The following is a 20667-nucleotide window of genomic DNA, read 5'->3' as shown; positions in this document are numbered from 1 at the left end:
CACGACACTATGGCGGGTGGGAATCCTGTTCCCCCCCGCGGTGCTACAGCATCAATTATCCACGGATGAGTCACCTCCCGTTTCCTTGTCGAGCGGCTCGATGAGGATAAGTGGATGCTTCGCACCGCCGCCATTCTCGCCCTGACCTTGCTGCTGCCGGGGGCCACCGCCGGCTCCTCGCCCCAGGTCACTGCCGCACCCCACGTCACCACCGCGCGCTCTTCATCCCACGTCACCACCGCACCCCACGTCACCATCGCGCCCCTCGTCGCTCCGGCCTCCGCCACGACGGAGCACTGGGTGTGGCCGACGGACGCGCCCCGGGGCATCCTTCGTCCCTTCATTGCGCCCGCTTCCCGCTATGGTGCCGGCCACCGTGGCATCGACATGGCGGCGGGGACCTCCGCGATAGCACCCGCGGCGGGAATCGTGCATTTCGCTGGAGTCGTGGTGGACCGACCCCTTATGTCCATCGAGCACCCCGGTGGCGTGCTCACCAGCTACGAGCCGGTGGTGTCCGCGCTGCACGCTGGCGACAGTGTGACCGCGGGACAGATGCTGGGCGCCGTGCAACCGGGCCACTGCACGCAGACATGCCTGCACTTCGGCGTACGTATCAATGGTGAGTACGTCTCCCCCATGAATTACTTCGGCGGCATTCCTCCAGCCGTACTACTACCCCTGAGATGACGTGGCGGAGCATGCACAGTCGAACAGCCGCTCGGATGCCCGGGAAAGGAGCCGCTATGCCCGGGGGTGAGCCGTGCGGTAGCTCTCCTTGAGCCGTTCGGCCGACACGTGCGTGTAGAGCTGGGTGGTGCCGAGGCTCGCATGGCCGAGCATCTCCTGCACCGATCGCAGGTCGGCTCCCCCGTCGAGAAGGTGGGTGGCCGCGGTGTGACGCAGGGTGTGTGGCCCCGCCGGTCCGGATCCGGGGATGGTTGCCAACAGACCCGCGATGAGTTCGTAGATGGCGCGGGATCCGATGCGTCCACCGCGCACTCCGAGGAAGAGCGCCGGTGTCGGCCCCTTCGCGAGGGAGTGTCGGAGCGCCTGGTAGCCGGCGATGGCGCGGTGTGCGGGAATGCCGAAGGGCACTATGCGTTCCTTCGAACCCTTTCCGGTGACCCGAGCCGTCATTCGATCCATGTCGACGTCGACCATGTCGAGACCCACCACTTCACTGACACGCAGGGCGGAGGCGTACAGCAACTCGACGATCGCGAGATCGCGGGCGGCGTTGACATCTTCCTCAGCAGCTCGGGCGATGAGACTGTCGAGCAAACCATCGATCTGTGGACGCGTGAGGACCCGGGGAAGATGCTTGTCGGCCTTCGGCGCGCGCAACCGTGCTGCGGCGTCGGCGGGGGCCACCCCGGTGCGCGCCAGCCAGACCGAGAGAGCACGCGCAGACGCCGACCGCCGGGCGAGGGTCGTCTTGGCCAGACCGGCGTTGGAGCCGCGCCATAGCCAGTCGCGCAGTAGTTCGAGATCCACCTGTTCGGCGGAAGTGACCCCCCGCTCGGCGGCGAATCCGGCGAGATCACCGAGGTCGGACCGGTACGAACGGACGGTGTGCTGGCTGAAACCGCGTTCGGCGGCGAGATAGATCGAAAAGTCCTCGATCGCCCGGTGCAGTTCCATTCCCTTATCGTCACTCACCGGTGGCCGCCGTGCCGGGAGGCGCGTCGCGGCGGGGTCGAGTGGGTCAGGCCCGCGCCTGACTACTGCCGGTCGCCGGTCGGGCACGGGCGTCGCCACTGCCGGTCACCGGTCAGGCCCGCGCGTGGCCGGTGCCCGTCGCGGGCACGTGCTCCGTTCCCGCTCCCCCAGTCGGCACGGCATGCCGGTCGGCGCCCTCGTCGTAGTTCGGAACAAGCGGAACCGCGATGAGGGCGCACAGTGCCGATGCCACGAACGTCAACGGGTACCCAACGAGACCGATGAGCGCGCCCGCAACCGGACCCACCGCAGAAGCGGCAATGTATTGCCCGGTGTTTTGGGTTCCCAGGGCCCGACCCGACCAGTGCGGACCGGCGATCTCCGCTACCGCGGTGAAGGCGAGACCGTTGTCCGCGACAGAAATTGTCGTGGCCAGCACCATCGCGACGATGGCGAATGGCCACTCAAGCCAATCGAGACCCGCCAGGACGATCATGGCAACGGCCGCAGCGATAGCGACCCACCGCAAGGGTCGCATCCGGCTGCCTACCCGATCGCTGAGTACACCGGCACCGATACGGCCGACAGCGCCGACGAACTGCGAGAGCCCAATGACGACCCCGGCGAGTGCGGCGGTGACGTGCTGGTCGGCGATCAGCCACACAAGCCCGAAGGTGGACAGGGTGAACTGCGGAACGACCAGCAGCAGGGAAACCGAATGGATCCGCCACAGCAGCGAGCTCCCCCGGTACGGGTTCGACTCAACCGCCTTCGTCGCGGCGGCGCGGGGGTGCCTCAGGGGATCACGCAAGAAGATGGCGCAGGCAATAGCGAGCACACCACAAAAAACCACCGACGCAAGGATCGCCGGGGCAATGCCGTCGCGTTCGGCAAGCACCGGGATGGTGACGGCCGCGATGGCTACTCCGAGCGGCTGCGACATCTGTCGGATGCCCATGGCGAGCCCCCGACGTTCCCGCGGGAACCACCCCACCACAAGCCGGCCGCTCGCCGCATTTGAGCTGGCAGCTGCCGCACCGCCCAGCAGGAAGAAGATGCCAAGGACCACATAATTTGCGGATGTCGCGGCTGCCGCACCCGCGGCGAGCGCAGCCAGTGCGGTGCCGCCGGCAATCACCCAGCGCTCCCCGACGCGGTCGGCGAGCGCGCCCCACAGGATCAGCGTCAACACCATCCCGATCGTGGGCGTCGCGGCAAGCAAGCCGGCGAGTGGCAGGGGCAGACCTCGCTCGGTGTGTAACAGGGGGATGAGGAAGGCGGGAGTGCTGAGCAGTACCGTGCCTGCCGCCTGAGCGAGAACGCCGAGCGCAAGCATGATCCAGGGATTTCCCGTGGGCGTGGGCACACCTGCTCGGACATCGGGCAACGACTTCATTGGGATACCATACTGGTATACCAATCAGGAGGACAACGATGGTCGATAGCGAGGACCGCGCCACCGCGGCCGCAACAGCGACCCGGGCCGCAGCAACACCGGCCGCAGCAGCAACACCGGCCACAGCGCTGGCGGCCGAGCGCCCGGCGCCCGACCTCTATGCCCGCATGCGTGAGGCGGTGCTGTCACTGGAGTTGGCTCCGGGGCAGAGACTGAGCGAACGCGGGCTGGAACCCCAGTTCGGGGCATCCCGCACTCCCATTCGTGCCGCGCTCATGCGGCTGGAATCCGAGGGTCTCGTCAGCCGCGACCCCCGTGGATGGACGGTTGCGCCGATCGACCTCGATGAGCTGGCGACGCTGGCCGAGTTCCGCGAGGTGCTCGAGACCGCCATCGTGCGCCTGGCAACGGAGCGGGCGAGCGACGACGATCTGGCGGGGGTCGCGGAGCTGGTGATGACCCTGTCGTCCGCGTCATCCGCTGACGACGGCCTCGGGACAGGCACTGGATTCCACCGGGAGCTCGCATCCCTCTCGGGAAACACGTTCCTCGCCACCGCCCTGGAGGGTGTGCTGACGAGGTTGTATCGCACCCGCTGGCTCGAGGTGCGGTCCGCCGAGTCACGGGAGCGCGCCCTGCACGAGCACGAAGCCATCGCCAATGCGCTCCGATCGCGGGACCCGGCCGGTGCGGAACTCGCCGTCGTGCAGCATCTGCGTGCGACCCAGCAGCGGCTTCTCGAGTCGCTGAACGCCAACCGTGTTGGCTTGCGCGCCAGCGGCATGACCATCGCGGGTGACGCGCGGTGACACAGCGCCGCTGGCGAGGCACCAATCTTTCGGGTGCGGCGCCCGCAATTGACGGATGACATCGACCCGCTGTAAAGGTAATCTTTACAGATGACCGACACATTCGATTCAGCCGGAGCTCGCATTCGGGACGAGATCGACCGGTTATTCGTGTCCCCCGCATACACCGGGGACGAACCCGCCCTCGATCGGTTACGGGCGGCGCTGGCGATTCAGGCGCACTCGGCCACGTTGGTCGCAGCCGCCGTCGAACACGCCCGCGCGACCGGTCGCACCTGGCAGGACGTTGCCGACGTGCTTGGCGTCACCCGACAGGCCGCCTTTCAACGATTTGGTAAGCCCATCGATCCACGAACAGGAGCAACCATGAGCACCACACCCCTTGCTGAAGCCACTTCCCTCGCCGAGAGCATCATCGACGCTTTGGCAATGAGCCGCTGGACGGAGGTCACGTCCCGATTCGACGCACAGATGAACAGCGGGCTCACCTCAGACGGACTCGCCGCCGCCTGGGCGCAGGTCATCGGAATGGCCGGCGCCTACGAAGGGCACGGGGTCCCCGAGGCGACGCGGGCGGCAGACATCACGATCACCAACACTCCCCTGGCCTTCGAGGCCGGAGACTTCATCGCGCGTATCTCCTTTCACGATGATCATTCGATCGCAGGGCTGTACATCCTTCCGTCTGAGCCGACGGCATGACCCCCGGGAGCAAGAGCCCTGTCGGGTTCGTGGCGCCTCCAGGCAGGAGCTCCGCAGCCGTGTGGATCCGGGACGACAGCCTTATCGTCGTGCCTCGCAGCATATGGAAATTCCTCAGTCTGAGAGGGCACTTCGTTGTGTCCCTCGACCACGTCCTCGGGTGCACCGTCACCACGCGGCCCGACCGCCGCGTGCCGGTGCGGTTTCGGATCGGTGGAACGGCGGCAGCGGGACTCCTGGCCGGAAACATGATCAGCCAGGGCAGGCGGTCGTGGTGGGCGCATCGGTACGGCTATCCCGCGCTCGTAATTGACCTCCGGTCCAATCGCTACGCGCAGCTGGTCGTGGACGTCGAGGACCCTGGGGCCACCGCTGCCGCGATTGGCGCGGCCATCGAGGATCGTTCCGCCGTGGGGACGGGCCGCGGTTAGGCGTCTTCGTCCGGACCGGCGCCGGCGGCAGGGACATCCGCTTCCCCACCCGTATTGAACGGGGAGAGCTTCTTGGAGAACATCTCGAGCTGCTCCTCGAGGGTCATTCTCTCGATCTCGTCAAGGCGATCATCGGGGAAGCCGGTGATTTCGGTTGTTTCGCCGATGGGGACGATCGAGTGGACGATCTGTTCGTCGTACACCGAGACGATGGTCATCGACTGTCCGGAGTTGGCACCGGAGTAGAGCCGCTTCGGCTCCGTGAGGTTCATCGTGTAACAGGTGGCCGCGGCGACGGCGACGGGAATGCCCGCGAAGGTGCTGTGGGTGGAGTAGTGGAGGTGACCGCCGAGGATGCCACGGACGTCGGTTCCCCGCACGACAGCCGCAAGGCGGTCCTGACCCTGCAGCTCGAGCATCTGCATCGCGCGCACCAGCGGCGTCGGGATCGGTGGATGGTGCACCGCAATGAGGGTTCCGTGGGGAGCCGGTGTTGCGAGAACCTCGCCGAGCCACTCGAGTTGCTCGTCGGTGAGGCTGCCGTGGTGGTAGCCGGGCACGGTCGTGTCGAGCGAGATGATGCGGAGCCCACCGATGTCGTAGACCCGATCCTGCGGTGCCTCGGACCCCTCGGTGCCGAACAGCAGCTGCGAATACTGCAGGCGCTCATCGTGGTTACCCATGACCCAGATGACCTCCGCACCCAGACGCGCAGCGACCGGGTCGACCAACTCGCGCAGGCGGGTGTACGCGGCCGGTTCGCCGAGATCTGCCAGGTCTCCGGTGAAGACGAGCGCCTCCGGGCGGATGCCTGAGCGCTCGAGTTGTTCGAGGGCGCGAACGAGGTTCGCCTCCGTATCCACCGTCCCGTAGAGCAGAGCATCGTTCGCGAGAAAATGCGTGTCACTGATGTGCGCGATCACGTGCTGGGGGTCGGGATACTGTCCAAGTTGAGCCACGGGTTCAGGCTATCCCCGATGAACCCGCAGACACGACGGTAGTTCACGAATGCGGTCCCCCCGGGTTACCTGCTCGGGCTCCTGATCCACCCCCTCTCCCGTTCGCTCGTCACTCCCTCCAGTTCGAGCCGTCCGAGCACCGACTGCACCGTCGTGATGGCCAGACCCGCCCGGGCCGCGATGTCGCCAGCATTGCGGGGCGCCCGGGCGCTGAGCGCGTCAAGCACGCGGGTCTCGTCGGAGGTGCGACCCGTTGCGGGAAAGGTGAGTTCGTCCACCGGGGTACGGGGAACGAGCTCCGCCATTTCGTCGGCGTTCGTGACACAGACAGCATCAAACTCCCGGATCAACCGGTGGCAGCCCGCCGACGCCGCCGAGGTCACCGGACCCGGGACCGCGCCGAGCGGCCGGCCGAGGGTTGACGCGTGCCCGGCCGTGTTCAGAGATCCGGAGCGCCAGCCCGCCTCCAGCACGACGGTGGCGGCGCTCGAGGCCGCGATGAGCCTGTTGCGCTGGAGGAACCTCCACTTCGTGGGCGGCTCCCCGCAGGGCAGCTCGGACACCACCGCACCCGATTCGACGATTCTCGCGAGGAGGGAATCGTGACCGGCGGGGTAGAACCTGTCGACTCCCCCGGCTAGGAAGGCAATGGTGATGCCGTTGCTGGCGAGCGCCGCGCGGTGGGCCATCCCATCGATGCCGTAGGCGGCACCGGAGACAATCGCGAAGCCCCGATCGACCAGCCCGGCGGATGCCTCCATCGTGACGTGCTCGCCGTATCCGGTGGCGGCGCGGGCTCCCACGAGCGCGATCGACGCCGGCAAGGCATCAAGCGCCTCGGCGACGCCCCGCGTCCACAGGGCTACGGGGGCATGGAGTTCGAGGTCGTCAAGGGATGACGGCCAGCCCGGGTCATCCGGAGTCAGCAGTCGTGCGCCGAATCGCACCGCCTGACGCATCGCGAACAGAGCGCCACTGGGATCCGCGCGGGGTTGCCAGCGCGCGAGTGCCTTGCCGAGGTCCTCTGGTGCGAGCGACTCGACGCCCGCCGCGCGGAGTCGGTCGTGAAGCACCACGGTTCCCGCATCCGTGAGTACGAGGGCGAGAGCCTCTGCGGCACCCAGGGTCCCCACGACGAGACCGGCCATGCGATCACCCGGTTCGGCGATCCCCGTCCAGGCTGCGCGGGCGAAACGTTCGGAGATGCCGTCACGGTCAAGATCGGCGCCGGCGACCGCGCGCACCGCGGTGGCGACATCGGCTTCCTTCAGCCCGAACATGCTCACGATGCCATCGCCTTCCTCAGGTAGAGCGCCCGCCCGATGTGATCGGCGGTTGGTGTGGGTGTCCCGTCGAGGTCGCTCAATGTCCAGCCGACCCGGAGTACCCGGTCGTATCCGCGCATGGTGAGGCCTCCCCGTTCGAGCGCACGGTCGATGGACACGGTCACGACAGAGGGAAGTCGCGCCTCTCCGCGGAGCCAGGTGCCCGTGGTCTGACTGTTCAGCGTCCACGGAGTCGAAGACAGGCGCTCCCGTGCGCGGGACCTCGCCACCCGAACGCGTTCGCGTGCTTCGGCAGTCGTGATGTGGGGTCGCTCGCTGGACATGCGCAGCTGCGCCGACGTGATTCGCTGTACGCGGAGCTGGATGTCGATGCGGTCGAGCAGCGGCCCGGAGATACGTCCGAGATACCGCCGGCGAACGCTGGGCCCGCAGGTGCAGTCGGAATCGCGGGCCCCGTATTGCCCGCAGGGACACGGGTTTGCCGCCATCACCAACTGGAAACTGCCCGGGTACTGCGCGACCGCGTTCGCCCGGTGAATGCTGATGACACCCGATTCGAGCGGTTGCCGCAGGGCGTCCAGCACCGCGCCGGAGAACTCCGGAGCCTCGTCGAGAAACAACACGCCGTTGGCGGCGCGTGCAGCGGCACCCGGACGGATGACAGCGCTCCCGCCGCCCAGGAGCGCCGCCGCCGTCGCCGTGTGATGCGGGCTCTCGAAGGGCGGTCGCGCCACAAGCGTCTGGCCGACCGGCATCCCACTCAGCGACCGTATGGAACTGACCTCCAGCGCCGCCTCGGGACCCAGGTCGGGAAGTAGCCCGGGCAGCCGCGCCGCCAACATGGTCTTGCCCGCACCCGGCGGCCCGAGGAGAAAGACATGGTGCCCTCCCGCGGCAGCAACCAGCATCGCCTCAACCGCATCTTCGTTGCCGATGACGTCTGCGAGGTCGCCGTCGTCCCGGGAGGTCTCGACCGGCGGGGGAAAAAGGATCGGTTCCACCGGGCGCGGATCGAAGCGCGCGCCGTGCCAGATTGCCGCCTCCCGCAATGAGGACACACCGATGACCCGCACGCCCGGGACGAGGGATGCCTCGTCAACATTGCCTGTCGGAACCATCACCGTGCGGAATCCCGCCCGTGAGACGGCCAGCACCGCCGGGAGTATCCCGTGCAGCGGCCGGAGGCGTCCGTCCAACCCCAGTTCGCCGAGATGGACAACGCGGTCAATGGACTCGGGTCTCACGATGCCGGCCGCGGCAAGCGAGGCCAACGCGATGGCGAGATCGAATCCCGAACCGTGTTTCGGGAGGGCAGCCGGGGACAGGTTGACGGTGATCTTGCGGTGCGGCAACGCGCAACCGGAATTCGTCGCCGCCGCACGCACCCGGTCTTTCGCCTCGTTGAGAGCCGTGTCCGGAAGACCGATCAATACGAACGCGGGAAGGTTGCTCGAGATGTCCGCCTCGATCTCGACGATCGCACCGCGCATGCCGAGAAGTGAGACCGCCTGCGTGCGTCCGAGCGCCATCAGAAGATCCGCTCGACGTGGTCGATCTCGACACGTCCGACGCGCGGGAGCAGGACGGCGATCGCGTCGATCCTCACCCCGGCCGCGGCGCCGGGATGCGCAGCACACCACGCCGCCGCCAGACGTCGCAGCCGGGCGAGCTTGCGTGTGGTGATCGCCTCGAGCGGATGGCCGAATGACGTGCCCGACCGCGTCTTAACCTCAACAAAGACGAGCTCGCTTCCCGCTCGCGCCACAATATCGATCTCGCCCTGCGAGCACCGCCAGTTGCGTTCGATGAGTTGCATCCCGCTCTTCGTCAGGTGCTCTGCCGCGATCGCTTCGCCCCGTCTGCCGAGGTCATCCTTTGCCGCCATGTCTACGAGGGTGCCGGGAAGCGGGAGTGGGATGTCCGGGGCTGCGGGATCCGTGGACAACGGGATACTGCGGGCAGGTGGGGAGGACGGGAGCGTCTCGGAACAGGGGCGGAGGTGGAGAGGAGAGGACGGTGGAAGGTTCGCGAGTGGAAGCAGGGAGGACGGGGGCGGGGCGACCGGCGCAGGGGTGGGTAACGAGGGTATCTCGGGATGACTGTGCAGCGAGGCATCCCGAACCGTTTTGGTAACGAAAGGGTAACGGAGGCGCCCGCGGGCACCCATCAGCCGACACCGATGGGGCGACCGGCGTTGGATGGAACCGCCCCACCATCCGCACCTTCGGAGGACATCCGTGACCGTCAACACCCCCACCAGCACCCCCGCCGACCGGGCTCCCACCCGGTCGCAGCGCCTCGACGTCCTGCCGTGGACACGCAAACACACCCGGTTGCTCTCCGGATCCGGAATCGGGTGGGCGCTCGACGCCATGGACGTCGGACTCATCTCGTTCGTCCTCGCGCAACTGGTGGTGGTGTGGAAGACCGATGCTGCACAGCTGTCGTGGGTCGCGTCGGCGGGGTTCCTGGGCATGGCCATCGGTGCGAGTCTCGGCGGTCTGCTCGCCGACAGGCTCGGCCGCCGGCAGGTGTTCGCTCTCACCCTGCTGGTCTACGGGGCCGCCACCGGCGTTTCGGCGCTGTCGTGGTCGGTGGGTGCACTCATCGCACTGCGCTTCGTCGTCGGGCTCGGCCTCGGCGCGGAGCTACCCATCGCATCGACCCTGGTCAGCGAATTCGCGCCCGCACGCATCCGCGGCCGCATCATCGTGATTCTCGAATCGTTCTGGGCCATCGGCTGGACGGTGACTGCCCTCATCGGATTCCTCGTCGTTCCGCGCGGAGACGACGGCTGGCGCTGGGCCCTGGCGATCGGCGCCGTGCCCGCGGTGTGGGCCATCTTCGTCCGGCTGAAGCTGCCCGAGTCCGTGCGATTCCTCGAGTTGCGGGGTCGGCACCACGAGGCCGAGGCCATAGTGAGGGACTTCGAGGATGCCGCGGCCGCGCGCACCCCGGCGGCTGGCGTGACGCCCGCCGGGGCATCCGCTCATCCCGCTGCCGCACCGCTCACCGAACCGGACGCGGCCGATACCGCGCCCACCGCGGCGCCACGCATCTCGGCGCTGTTCAGCACGGCGCTGCGCCGGAGGACCATTCCCCTGTGGATCGTGTGGTTCTGCGTGAACTTCGCCTACTACGGCGCATTCATCTGGTTGCCGACCCTGCTCGTGGCGGCGGGTTTCCCCCTGGTGCGTTCGTTCGAGTACACGCTCATCATCACGATCGCCCAGCTGCCCGGATATGCGGCGTCTGCCTGGCTCGTCGAAAAGTGGGGCCGGCGCACGACGCTGGCGGTCTTCCTCGCCGGGTCCGCGGTGTCGGCCGGACTGTTTGCGAGCGCGGGCGAGGTGTGGCAAATCCTGCTGTTCGGCTCGCTGCTGTCGTTCTTCAACCTGGGCGCCTGGGGCGCGCTCTACGCCGTGACCCCCGAGCTGTACCCGACGCGGGTGCGCGGGACGGGTGCCGGCTGGGCGGCGGGATTCGGCCGTCTTGCGTCGATTCTCGCGCCGCTGTGCGTTCCGCTGCTCAGCGCGGCGGGTGGTACGGCGCTGCCGTTCGCGGTGTTTGCGGGCGTGTTTGTGATCGCGGCGATCGCCGCCCTCGCGCTGCCCGACCTTCGTGGGCGCGCGTTGGAGGACTAGCCATTCGGTGGAGCGAACAGCCGGGTGTCGCTACTCGTCGAGCGCGAGTTCCTTGGGAAGCTCGAGTTCCTTCGCCGACAGCTCCTCGACGTTGACGTCCTTGAACGTCAGCACGCGGACCGACTTCACGAAGCGGTCGGAACGGTAGACGTCCCACACCCACACGTCGTTCATCGTGAGCTCGAAGTAGAAGTCGTGCTCGGTGTCCTGGCGGACGAGGGTGACCTCGTTGGCCAGGTAGAACCGACGCTCGGTCTCGACGACGAACCGGAATTGCGAAACAACGTCGCGGTACTCCCGGTATAGGGCAAGCTCGACCTCGCGGTCGTAGTCTTCGAATTCGTCTTCTTCCATGCTGCGATCAGTCTAGGCCGCTTTCGGCCGACTGGTGCGGCGTGGGATTACGCGACGTCCTCGGCTTCGTCGGGAGCAGAGTGCAGCCAGGTGAGACGGTGCAGGGGCGATGGCCCGAGGGTCGCGAGGCCCTCGTAGTGTCCGGCGGACCCGTACCCCTTGTTGCCCGTCCAGCCGTATCCCGGATGCACGGCATCGGCGTCGATCATCAGACGGTCGCGGTGCACCTTGGCCACGACGGAGGCGGCGGCCACGGACGCGCAATCGCGGTCGGCCTTGACCCGCGTGCGCACGTGCAGCGGCGTTGACAGTGACGGGGTCAGCCAGTCGTGCGATCCGTCGAGCAGAATCACGCTCTCGCGAATGCTTGCCCCGGCGGCGTGGAGCTGGCCGAGCGCACGCTTGCCGGCGAGGCCGAGGGCGCGGATGATTCCGACGCTGTCGACCTCCTCGGCAGTGGCCAGACCGACGGCGCTGTAGAGCGCCCAGCTCGCCGCGAGCGGGGCAAGAGCCTCGCGTCGCTTCTCGCTGAGCATCTTGGAGTCGCGAAGCCCCTCCGGATGGGTCCCGATCTCGACATCGACCACGCAGAGTCCGACGCCGACGGGTCCGGCGATCGCGCCACGACCAACCTCGTCGCACCCAATCACGTAGCGGGCGCCGCCCGCGTGCAGTTCAGCCTCGAATTCGAGGGTGGGATCCGCAACCGCCATCGTTACTTGCTCACGACTTTCGCGTCCTTCACATCACCGAAAACACTCGGGTAGTTGTCGAGCCACGTCCACCTGTTCACGGGGAACGTGATGACAAATGCGCGCCCGACGACATCAGAATAAGGCACGTATGGCCCGCCGGAAGAGTCAGTGTTGTACCGCGAGTCACGCGAGTTGTCGCGGTTATCCCCCATGACCCAGAGGGACTTGGCGGGCACGGTGATGTCGAACGGAACGACGGTCGGAACCTTGGCGCCGCTGGCAACCTTCACGTACGGTTCCGCGAGCGTCACGCCATTGACGGTCAGCTGGCCGTTGGCATTGCAGCAGACGACGTGATCTCCCGGCAGTCCGATGACTCGCTTGATGAGGTGGTCGTTGCTGTCGCCGGCGCCGAGGCCGATGAAGGTGAGGGCGGCGTCGAGGGGACTCTGTTCGACGACGGGCGTGCCCTCGAGCCATCCACCCGGATCCTTGAACACCACAACGTCACCGCGCTCGAGCGGGACGACGTTGGGCACGAGCTCATTGACGATGATGCGGTCGTTGATCTGCAGGGTGTTTTCCATCGAGCCTGACGGAATGTAGAACGACCGGAACAGGAACGACTTGATCAGGAACGAGATCAGCAGGGCGGCGATGACGATGATCACGAGATCACGGACGAACCGCAACGGCCCGCCCTTCTTCGGCCGCGGCTTATCGCGCTTCCTGCTGCCCAGCAGGTTCACAGTCATCACGCCTATTTGCTCTCATCCTCGACATCGCGGAACACCACGGGGTAGTTGTCCAGCATGCTCCACCTGCTGATGGGCCAACTGATCAACACAGCGCGCCCCACAACATCGGAATACGGAACATACTCGTGACCGGGTTCGTTCTGGTGATGGTATGCCGAGTCGGCTGAGAAATAGCGGTTGTCGCCGAGCACCCACAACGATTTCGCCGGCACCGTGATGTCGAAGGTCTCCGGCGTCGCGTTCGACGTTGTCGTCGGCAGCACCGTGTACGGCTCGTCGATCGGAATGTCGTTGACGGTCAGCTGACCGAATTCGTTGCAGCACACGACGTGATCCCCCGGCAAGCCGATGACCCGCTTGATCAGGTGGTCGTTACTGTCGGTCGCGCTGAGACCCACGAAGCCGAGAGCGCTGTCGACGGCGGCCGCGATCGGGTTCTTGGCCACGACCGGCTGGGTGTCGAGCCATCCACCCGGATCGGTGAAGACGATGACATCGCCGTGATGGATCGGCATGAGGCCGGGCTCCAGCTGATTGACGATGATGCGGTCGTTGACCAGGAGGGTGTCTTCCATCGACTCAGACGGGATGAAAAACGACCTGATCAGAAAGGTTTTGATCAGAAAAGAAATGAGAAGCGCGACCAGAACGATGATCAGGATGTCCCGGAGAAAGAGCTTCACTCCCCGTGGCTGCCGCGGCTTTTTTGATTCGAGAGTGGGTTGCCCCACCTCGTGCACTTCGCTTGTCATTAAACCCCTGAACTCCCTGCCAAGTGTAAAGGCAGGGAGCTCAGGTGTAATTCAAAAAGCGTCGGGAACGCGCTGGTGTTAGCGCTTTTCCTTGATCTTGGCCTTCTTGCCACGCAGGTCGCGCAGGTAGTACAGCTTGGCGCGACGAACGTCACCGCGGGTGACGACCTCGATGTGATCGATGACCGGGGAGTGCACCGGGAAGGTACGCTCGACGCCGACCTGGAAGCTGACCTTACGGACCGTGAAGGTCTCGCGGACGCTGTCACCCTGGCGGCCGATAACGACTCCCTGGAAGACCTGGATGCGGGCGCGGGTGCCTTCAATAATGTTTACGTGCACCTTGACGGTGTCGCCGGCGCGGAATTCCGGGATGTCGGAACGCAGCGATGCCGCGTCGACACCGGACAGGAGATGACTCATGAGTATTTCGCTCTCTGTAACCGCCACGGGTCGATCACGGATTAGTAGATCAGAAGTTGGATTGCACCGAAGTAATGATTGGTTCCCCTGTGGCAGAACCTAAACATGGCGCAACGGGTAATTCTGTCATAAACGAGCCGGTTACACCAATGAGCCCGGCAGTGCCGACGGCGCGCGGGTTACTACCCTGCGGTTAGTGCGGAGAGTGGATGCCCCGGGGCGGCCGTCAGCGCGTCGGGCCCGGGTCATCCGGATTGATGATGACTACGCGGGGAGCCTCGCCGTCGCGGGTCTCGCCCCCACCCACGGGACCGCCGTAGCCCGGCTGCCCGGGAAGGCGCGCTGCCTGCTCGAAGCCGTCCATCAGGCCGCGGAATCGTGACCGCGTCTCTGTGAAGAGCTGCCATGCGGCGAGCCAGAAGCCCACGACCGAGAGCACGACGACGAGCACTGCCAGTGCGGTGTAGGCCCAGAGGCCGTAGCTGATGATCGCGAGGTACCAGACCGTGAGAAGCCCCGCGTCGTACCGGGAGACCGTGCGCGTCCTGCGTACTGACGTGCGCGCGGAGATCAGTCCGCCGACGGCGAGCATCGCGATGGAGAGGAACGGACAGGCCACCACGTAGACGAGAAACTCCCACCCAACACCGTTGGCGATGACGCCGCGACCGATGAGCACCCAGGTGGGGAGCAGCACGGCAGCGACAAACTGGCCACGGTAGAGAATCCGGCGATACAACATGCGTTAAGGGTATCTTCAGCAGTAGTGACGCACCCAAACGAAAGACATTCTGCAATGAACGACCAGCCGGAAATCCCGTCAGTGAGCAATCTGGTCCGCACGGAGCCGGTTCAGCAACGCAGCGCGCAGCGCATCTCACTGCTGCTCGACGCTGCCGCCGAGCTGATCGACGCCGACGGTATCGACAGCCTCACGACCAGCGATGTTGCCACCAGGTCCGGGTCATCCGTCGGCGTTGTCTATCGGTACTTCCCGAACATCCAGTCGCTCCTTCGTGCCCTTGCCGCGCGGAACATGGAACGGTTCAACGACATGGTCTACGCCTCGCTCGACGGCGAGGCCAGCGAGTGGCGCACAGCGCTCGATCCGGTGCTGGATGCCTACGTGGCGCTCAACCGCAGCGAGCCGGGCTTTAGGTCCCTGCGCTTCGGTGACATCATCGCCGACAGGTTCCTCGATCCGTCGATGAGTAACAACGGCGTGCTCGCTCGCGCCTTCGCCGGAATCCTCGGCGAGAAGTACAACTTTGCCCCCGATGGGCAGCTCATCTTCGACCTCGAAGTGCTCATCGAAATCGAAGACGCGCTGCTCAAGCGCGCATTCCTCCTCGATCGCCACGGCGACGAGCGGTTCATCCGAAAGGCCCACGAATTGGCACGCGACTACCTCAACACGATCTCTGCTTTCCCGGGTGCCCTGTGATCGAGATCCGCACCCCCGCCGAGGTCAACCAGATGCGCGCGGCAGGGAAGTTCGTCGCAAGCGTGCTGGACGCCACCTCGGCTGCAGCGGCCGTCGGAGTGAATCTGCTCGCCCTCGACAAGATCGCCGGCGACATGATCAAGAAGCGTGGGGCGATCAGCTCCTACGTCGACTATCACCCGTCGTTCGGGGCATCCCCCTTCGGTAAGTACATCTGTACGTCGGTCAATGACGCGGCGCTGCACGGTCTCCCCCACGACTACCGGCTGCAGGATGGCGACGTGCTGAGCCTGGACTTCGCGGCATCCGTCGATGGCTGGGTCGCCGATTCCGCGATCACCATCGTCGTGGGCACCCCACGCGACGAAGACCTGCGGCTGATCGAGGTCACCGAGCGCGCACTGCAGGCGGGCATCGCCGCGGTGAAGCCCGGCGGACGCATGGGTGACGTCTCCGCCGCCATCGGCGCTGTTGCGCATGCGGCGGGCTTCAGCGTGAACACCGACTTCGGCGGACACGGCGTCGGCCGCACCATGCACAGCGACCCGCACGTTCCGAACGATGGACGGCCCGCACGCGGTGTGCCGCTGCGCGCCGGACTCGTCTTCGCCATCGAGCCGTGGTTCATGCTCGGCACCGACAAGATCTACACCGACAGCGACGGCTGGACCCTGCGGAGCGCCGACGGATCACGCGCGGCGCACTTCGAGCACACGGTGGCGGTCACTGACTCCGGAACCGTCGTCCTGACGGCCCGCGGCCAGTAACCGGCGGCTGGTGGCCGGTGGCTAATGGCTGACGGCTGACGGCCGGCATCTGACAGCCCGCGGCTACTCGGACAGCAGGTCCGGGCGAACGCGACGCGTGCGCTCGAGCTGCTGCTCGTGCCGCCACGTGGCGATGGCACCGTGGTTACCGCTGAGCAGCACCGGCGGCACGTCGAGGTCGCGCCAGACCGAGGGCTTGGTGTAGCTCGGGTACTCAAGGAGCCCCGCTTCGTGGCTCTCCTCGGTGAGCGACTCGGGGTTGCCGACCATTCCGGGAACGAGACGACCGATGGCCTCGATCATCGCCATCGCGGCGACCTCTCCCCCATTGAGCACGTAGTCACCCAGGCTGATCTCGCGCACCGTGGCGCGGGTCTTGGTGTGCTCGACGACGCGCTGGTCGATTCCCTCGTAGCGTCCGCACCCGAACACCAGGTGCGGTGCAAGCGCCAGTTCGCGGGCGATCGCCTGCGTGAACGGTTCGCCGGCGGGTGAGGGAAAGATCACGACGCTGGATGACCCTGCGCCCGGGTCATCCGCCTGCAGAATGCCATCGAGCGCTTCGCCCCACGGCTCGGGCTTCATGACCATGCCTGCACCCCCGCCGTACGGGGTGTCGTCCACCGTGCGGTGACGATCGTGGGTGGAATCCCGCAGATCGTGGACGGCGAGCTCGATGAGTCCCGACTGGCGGGCCTTGCCGATGAGGGACACGTCGAGCACGGAGAAGAACTCCGGGAAGATCGTGACGATGTCGATGCGCACGTTTTGACCCTAGCTGGTGGTGGATACGGAAAGAGGCGCCGATGTGGTTTCGGTGCGAACACCGGGACCACAGGGGCGCCTCTGAGCGACGGGAGTGTTACTTCTCGTCGAGTTCGATGTCGGCAGGAATGCCGGCTTCGGGAGCGTTTTCCGGAGCGTCGTCCGGCAGCGGCTCGAACAGCCCGGGCGGCGGCGTCACGGTGAGGGTACCCGCCTTGATGTCGACCGCGGAGACGAACGCCTTCACGAACGGCACCAGCACATCGCCGTTGTCGGTCTTCACCGTCAACAGGTCCTGCGCCGGGAAGTGGTCGACCTGGGTGAGCGTGCCCACCTTGGCGCCATCGCGGATTACCGTCAGTCCGACCAGCTGGTGGTCGTACCAGGCGTCTTCCTCTTCGGGAAGCTCTGCCGCGTCCTGCTCGACCCAGAGGATCGCCTTCACCAGGGTCTCGGCCGCACTGCGGTCGGGAACATCCTTGAAGAAACCGACCGCGTGGCTGTTGTACCAGCGCATCTCGATCAGCTCGAGGGTCTTGCCGTGCCAGGCGTGGCCTGTCGGCACCTGAAGCGAGAACACGGCGCCCGGAACGAAACGTCGTTCCGGGTCATCCGTGTATAGCTCGATCTTCAGCGCGCCCTTGAGGCCGTGCGCCTTCGTGAGACGACCGATGCGAAGCTGCGTGCGGCCAGCGCCCGCAGCTTTTTCGGTAGCCACCGTTAGAAGTCGGTGTCGACCACGTCGACGCGCACGCGCTTGCCATCGGCCAGGGCCGTGATAAGGGTACGGAGAGCCTTCGCGGTGCGACCAGCGCGACCGATAACGCGACCGAGGTCCTCGGGGTGCACGCGCACCTCAAGGACCTCGCCACGAGGGGAGTTCTTTGCTACTACCTGCACTTCGGCGGGGTTATCTACGATCCCCTTGACGAGGTGCTCGAGAGCGGCTGCGAGCACGTGCTACGCCTCGGTGGTCTCGGCTGCGTCGGCCTCTTCGACCTCGGCGGGTGCCTCAACTACGGGAGCCGGCTTCTCAGCCTTCGGCTTCAGAACAGGCTTCTTCTTCTCGTCAGCAACGAAAGCGACCTTGGCCTCTTTGGTCTTGACGGTGGACTTGGCGTCCTTGTCACCCTTGAAGATGCCCCAGTCGCCCGTGAGCTTCAGGATGGCTTCGACCTGCGGGGACGGCTGAGCGCCAACGGAGAGCCAGTACAGCGCGCGAGCTGAGTCGACCTCGATGAACGAGGGCTCCTCGGTCGGGTGGTACTTGCCGATCTCCTCGATCGAGCGGCCATCGCGCTTGTTGCGCGCGTCGGCAACGACGATGCGGTAGTACGGTGCACGGATCTTGCCCATGCGCTTCAAACGAATCTTTACAGCCACAATTCTCCTGAATTAATGTTTGGGTGGCGAACTGCTAGCCGTGAGCGTGGGGGCACACTCGGCACAAAAGCTCTAGGGGAATCGTTCCGGACCTGATTAGAGGGTCGGGTACCGGAGGACTCAACTTGCTATTCTGCCAGACAAAGTCACGGTTTGGGTACCACAGGGCCCCAAACAGGGACCGGATCTGGCAAGCGGATGCCACGGAGCGCGGTTACGAAGCGACCACCCCGCTTTTCACCCGCGTGGTGCGGCGACTGAGGGCCACGCCGACGAGGCAGACCACCCCGCCGACGATGGCAAGCGCCGCCGGCACCTCGGCAAAGATGATGAGCCCGAGGATCGTGGCCAGCGGCGGTACGACGTAGGTCGTCACCCCGAGCCGCCCGGCAGGCATGCGCGCGAGGGCGTACGCCCACGTGCTGAACGCCAGCGCGGTGGGAACGGCGCCGAGGTACACGGCCCCCAGAATCGCGGGCAGCGGGGCATGCTGCACATCGCGCACCAGGTCACCCGCGAACGGCAGGCACACCACCATGCCGATGACGCAGCCAAGGAAGGTCACCTGGGATGCAGGCAGGCGGCGAAGCACGGGCTTCTGAAACAGCACGCCCACCGCGTAGGTGACGGCGGCGACGAGGCACCACAGCACTCCCGTGCCATCCCCGAAGCCCGCAGATCCCGTGTTGGCGCTTGTGCCGATACCGATGAGCACGACACCAACGAAGGCCACCCCCGCGCCGATTGCCGGCCACTTGGGGATGCCCTCACCCAGGAACAGCCCAGCGCCGAGCGCGATGAGGATGGGCCCGATGTTGACGATCATGGCGGTCGTTCCGGCGTCGAGGGTTTGCTCGGCCGTGTTGAGGGCAACGTTGTAGGCACCGAACCACGCGGCTCCGAAGATGATGATCTGCAGCCACTCGCGCGCCGTGGGGCGCACCCAGGTGCGGCCGATCAGCACGAGGCTGAGCAGAACCGACCCCACGAGGAGCCGGGCGAGAGCTAATCCCCCACCGGTGAAATACGGGGCGGTGCCACGGATGACGATGAACGCCGTTGCCCAGGCGAGCACAGTGACGATGATCGCGATCAGTACCCAGGGGGTGGGCCGGGCGGAGGAGGTTGTGGGCGACGACGTGAGCGTCACCGGGGCATCCGGAGTCATATTTTACGGTAGCGCGCACCACCCACATCCCCGGCTCCCGTGGCGGGTGAATGGCAGGGGTCCTACGGATTGTGACCGAATGTCACCCGCGGCGATCGAATACTTGCCACAATCGCTGGATGGAGATCGAATTTGTGTCATCCGCTCGGTCCAGCGTCGGTCTCGAGTGGGAGCTGGCCTGCGTCGATCACGACTCGGGAGAGCTGACCCCCGCGGCCCCCGAGGTGCTGGCAAAGCTCGGCGAGGGTGAGGACGGCGTATTCCCGCAGGTCACCGCAGAATTGCTCACCAACACCGTCGAGGTCGTCAGCGGTCCGCACGACCGGATCCGCGATTCGGTGGGTGACCTGTCGCACATGATCGATCGCGTGCGCACCGTCACCGACGGTATGGGCGTCGACCTGATGAGCGCGGGCACGCATCCGTTCAGCCAGTGGTTTGAACAGGATGTCACGCCCAATCACGAGCGGTACGCGACGCTCATCGACCGCACGCAGTGGTGGGGTCGGCAGATGCTGATCTGGGGTGTGCACATGCACATCGGCATCGAGGACAAGAAAAAGGTGTTGCCGATCCTCAACGGCCTTCTCACCTATTACCCGCACTTTCAGGCGCTCTCGGCGTCGAGTCCGTTCTGGGCGGGCGAGGCGACCGGGTACGCCTCCAGCCGTGCCCTGATCTTCCAGCAGCTGCCCACGGCGGGGCTACCCCCGCAGCTGACCGGCTGGGACAAGTACGAAGAACTCGTGGGCGACCTCACCCACGTCGGCGTCATCGACGACCACTCGGAGCTGCGCTGGGACCTGCGCCCCTCCCCCAAGTGGGGAACGCTTGAGGTGCGGTACTGCGATGGCGTGTCAACGACCGCCGAGATCGCGTCCCTTGCCGCCCTCGCCCAGTGTCTCGTAGAGGAGTTCTCCACCGCCCTCGACAACGGCGAAGAGATCCCCGTCATGCAGCCCTGGTTTGTGCGGGAGAACAAGTGGCGTGCCGCCCGGTATGGAATGGACGCCATCATCATCCAGAACGCGGCCGGCGACGAGCAGCTGGTTGCGGATGACCTTCTCGCCCTGCTGACCCGCCTCGAGCCCATCGCCAGTCGGCTTGGCTGCCTCGACGAGCTCATGGGACTCAGCACGATCCTCGACCGCGGCGCCAGCTACCAGCGGCAGCTCGCGGTCGCGGCGGCCAACGACGGAAACCTGCGGTCGGTGGTGTCCTCGCTCGTCGCAGAACTCCGCGACGGGCTGCGGTAACGGGCCACCCCGC

The 20667-nt window shown here is 66.2% G+C and carries 25 protein-coding genes; 8 read left to right on the top strand and 17 right to left on the bottom strand.

The window, feature by feature from the left end; translation table 11 throughout:
- The first annotated feature begins 114 nt into the window (after positions 1–114).
- The gene (locus tag HB677_RS11435) at positions 115–690 is read left to right on the top strand and encodes a M23 family metallopeptidase (protein ID WP_213815831.1); all 576 of its coding nucleotides are present in this window, start codon (positions 115–117) and stop codon (positions 688–690) included.
- Between the two features lie 54 nt (positions 691–744).
- On the opposite strand, the gene HB677_RS11430 is transcribed toward HB677_RS11435, so the two are convergent.
- Positions 745–1644 carry a tyrosine recombinase XerC gene (locus tag HB677_RS11430; protein ID WP_213815856.1) on the bottom strand — a complete coding sequence of 300 codons (900 nt, stop codon included), beginning with the start codon at positions 1642–1644 and terminating at the stop codon, positions 745–747.
- Between the two features lie 130 nt (positions 1645–1774).
- On the bottom strand, positions 1775–3058 hold the full coding sequence (locus HB677_RS11425) for an MFS transporter (protein ID WP_213815830.1): 1284 nt from the start codon (positions 3056–3058) through the stop codon (positions 1775–1777).
- A gap of 38 nt (positions 3059–3096) precedes the next feature.
- On the opposite strand from HB677_RS11425, the gene HB677_RS11420 reads away from it, so the two are divergent.
- The 3 genes from HB677_RS11420 to HB677_RS11410 all read left to right on the top strand — a co-directional run bounded on the left by HB677_RS11420 (position 3097) and on the right by HB677_RS11410 (position 5000).
- Entirely contained in the window at positions 3097–3867 is a 771-nt protein-coding gene (locus HB677_RS11420) for a GntR family transcriptional regulator (protein ID WP_213815829.1), read from the top strand.
- Positions 3868–3957: 90 nt separating this feature from the next.
- Positions 3958–4569, top strand: coding sequence for a DUF3887 domain-containing protein (locus HB677_RS11415; RefSeq protein WP_213815828.1), 612 nt, complete (start codon positions 3958–3960; stop codon positions 4567–4569).
- Positions 4570–4658: 89 nt separating this feature from the next.
- Positions 4659–5000: a hypothetical protein gene (locus tag HB677_RS11410; protein WP_213815827.1), complete on the top strand. Its 342-nt coding sequence runs from the start codon at positions 4659–4661 to the stop codon at positions 4998–5000.
- On the opposite strand, the gene HB677_RS11405 is transcribed toward HB677_RS11410, so the two are convergent.
- From HB677_RS11405 to HB677_RS11390, 4 genes are all read right to left on the bottom strand, one after another.
- Positions 4997–5959 (bottom strand): phosphodiesterase, encoded by a 963-nt coding sequence (locus HB677_RS11405; RefSeq protein WP_213815826.1) that lies wholly within the window; start codon positions 5957–5959, stop codon positions 4997–4999. The genes HB677_RS11410 and HB677_RS11405 overlap by 4 nt on opposite strands.
- Positions 5960–6024: 65 nt before the next feature.
- Positions 6025–7239: a DNA-processing protein DprA gene (dprA, locus tag HB677_RS11400; protein ID WP_218624658.1), complete on the bottom strand. Its 1215-nt coding sequence runs from the start codon at positions 7237–7239 to the stop codon at positions 6025–6027.
- Positions 7240–7241: 2 nt separating this feature from the next.
- Positions 7242–8774 (bottom strand): YifB family Mg chelatase-like AAA ATPase, encoded by a 1533-nt coding sequence (locus HB677_RS11395; protein ID WP_213815824.1) that lies wholly within the window; start codon positions 8772–8774, stop codon positions 7242–7244.
- Positions 8774–9130, bottom strand: a complete 357-nt coding sequence (locus HB677_RS11390; protein ID WP_213815855.1) for a YraN family protein — start codon at positions 9128–9130, stop codon at positions 8774–8776. Before HB677_RS11390 ends, HB677_RS11395 begins: the two co-directional genes overlap by 1 nt.
- Before the next feature lie 313 nt (positions 9131–9443).
- Here HB677_RS11390 and HB677_RS11385 point away from each other — a divergent pair, with 313 nt between their 5' ends.
- Positions 9444–10889 (top strand): MFS transporter, encoded by a 1446-nt coding sequence (locus HB677_RS11385; protein ID WP_213815823.1) that lies wholly within the window; start codon positions 9444–9446, stop codon positions 10887–10889.
- 30 nt (positions 10890–10919) lie between these two features.
- On the opposite strand, the gene HB677_RS11380 is transcribed toward HB677_RS11385, so the two are convergent.
- The 6 genes from HB677_RS11380 to HB677_RS11355 form a co-directional block, all read right to left on the bottom strand.
- Positions 10920–11243: a DUF2469 family protein gene (locus HB677_RS11380; protein ID WP_213815822.1), complete on the bottom strand. Its 324-nt coding sequence runs from the start codon at positions 11241–11243 to the stop codon at positions 10920–10922.
- A 47-nt stretch (positions 11244–11290) separates the two neighbouring features.
- Positions 11291–11956: a ribonuclease HII gene (locus tag HB677_RS11375; RefSeq protein ID WP_213815821.1), complete on the bottom strand. Its 666-nt coding sequence runs from the start codon at positions 11954–11956 to the stop codon at positions 11291–11293.
- A 2-nt stretch (positions 11957–11958) separates the two neighbouring features.
- On the bottom strand, positions 11959–12693 hold the full coding sequence (gene lepB, locus HB677_RS11370) for a signal peptidase I (RefSeq protein ID WP_213815854.1): 735 nt from the start codon (positions 12691–12693) through the stop codon (positions 11959–11961).
- A 5-nt stretch (positions 12694–12698) separates the two neighbouring features.
- Positions 12699–13448, bottom strand: a complete 750-nt coding sequence (gene lepB / locus HB677_RS11365; RefSeq protein ID WP_213815820.1) for a signal peptidase I — start codon at positions 13446–13448, stop codon at positions 12699–12701.
- Positions 13449–13526: 78 nt separating this feature from the next.
- Entirely contained in the window at positions 13527–13871 is a 345-nt protein-coding gene (gene rplS, locus HB677_RS11360) for a 50S ribosomal protein L19 (protein WP_213815819.1), read from the bottom strand.
- Between the two features lie 226 nt (positions 13872–14097).
- Positions 14098–14613 (bottom strand): MFS transporter, encoded by a 516-nt coding sequence (locus HB677_RS11355; RefSeq protein WP_213815818.1) that lies wholly within the window; start codon positions 14611–14613, stop codon positions 14098–14100.
- Between the two features lie 54 nt (positions 14614–14667).
- Between HB677_RS11355 and HB677_RS11350 the strand changes: the two genes are divergently transcribed.
- Together HB677_RS11350 and map are read left to right on the top strand one after the other, a co-directional pair.
- Entirely contained in the window at positions 14668–15315 is a 648-nt protein-coding gene (locus HB677_RS11350) for a TetR/AcrR family transcriptional regulator (RefSeq protein ID WP_218624643.1), read from the top strand.
- Positions 15312–16082, top strand: coding sequence for a type I methionyl aminopeptidase (map, locus tag HB677_RS11345; protein ID WP_213815817.1), 771 nt, complete (start codon positions 15312–15314; stop codon positions 16080–16082). The genes HB677_RS11350 and map overlap by 4 nt, the downstream gene beginning before the upstream one ends.
- 63 nt (positions 16083–16145) lie before the next feature.
- Here the strand turns inward: map and trmD are convergent, their stop codons facing one another.
- The 5 genes from trmD to HB677_RS11320 all read right to left on the bottom strand — a co-directional run bounded on the left by trmD (position 16146) and on the right by HB677_RS11320 (position 19398).
- Entirely contained in the window at positions 16146–16847 is a 702-nt protein-coding gene (gene trmD, locus HB677_RS11340; RefSeq protein WP_213815816.1) for a tRNA (guanosine(37)-N1)-methyltransferase TrmD, read from the bottom strand.
- 97 nt (positions 16848–16944) lie between these two features.
- Entirely contained in the window at positions 16945–17565 is a 621-nt protein-coding gene (gene rimM, locus HB677_RS11335; RefSeq protein WP_307852570.1) for a ribosome maturation factor RimM, read from the bottom strand.
- A 2-nt stretch (positions 17566–17567) separates the two neighbouring features.
- Positions 17568–17804, bottom strand: coding sequence for an RNA-binding protein (locus HB677_RS11330; RefSeq protein WP_213815815.1), 237 nt, complete (start codon positions 17802–17804; stop codon positions 17568–17570).
- A 3-nt stretch (positions 17805–17807) separates the two neighbouring features.
- Positions 17808–18230, bottom strand: coding sequence for a 30S ribosomal protein S16 (gene rpsP / locus HB677_RS11325; protein ID WP_213815814.1), 423 nt, complete (start codon positions 18228–18230; stop codon positions 17808–17810).
- A gap of 214 nt (positions 18231–18444) precedes the next feature.
- A complete protein-coding gene (locus HB677_RS11320; protein WP_213815813.1) occupies positions 18445–19398 on the bottom strand; it encodes a DMT family transporter in 954 nt (317 codons plus the stop codon).
- 119 nt (positions 19399–19517) lie between these two features.
- Here HB677_RS11320 and HB677_RS11315 point away from each other — a divergent pair, with 119 nt between their 5' ends.
- Positions 19518–20654, top strand: a complete 1137-nt coding sequence (locus HB677_RS11315) for a glutamate--cysteine ligase (protein ID WP_213815812.1) — start codon at positions 19518–19520, stop codon at positions 20652–20654.
- The last annotated feature ends 13 nt before the right edge of the window (positions 20655–20667 follow it).

Origin of the sequence: Glaciihabitans sp. dw_435, assembly GCF_018449675.1 — a bacterium.
Lineage (GTDB): Bacteria > Actinomycetota > Actinomycetes > Actinomycetales > Microbacteriaceae > Glaciihabitans.
The sequence above is the reverse complement of the archived record's forward strand: the minus strand, read 5'-3'. Positions and strand labels throughout refer to the sequence as shown.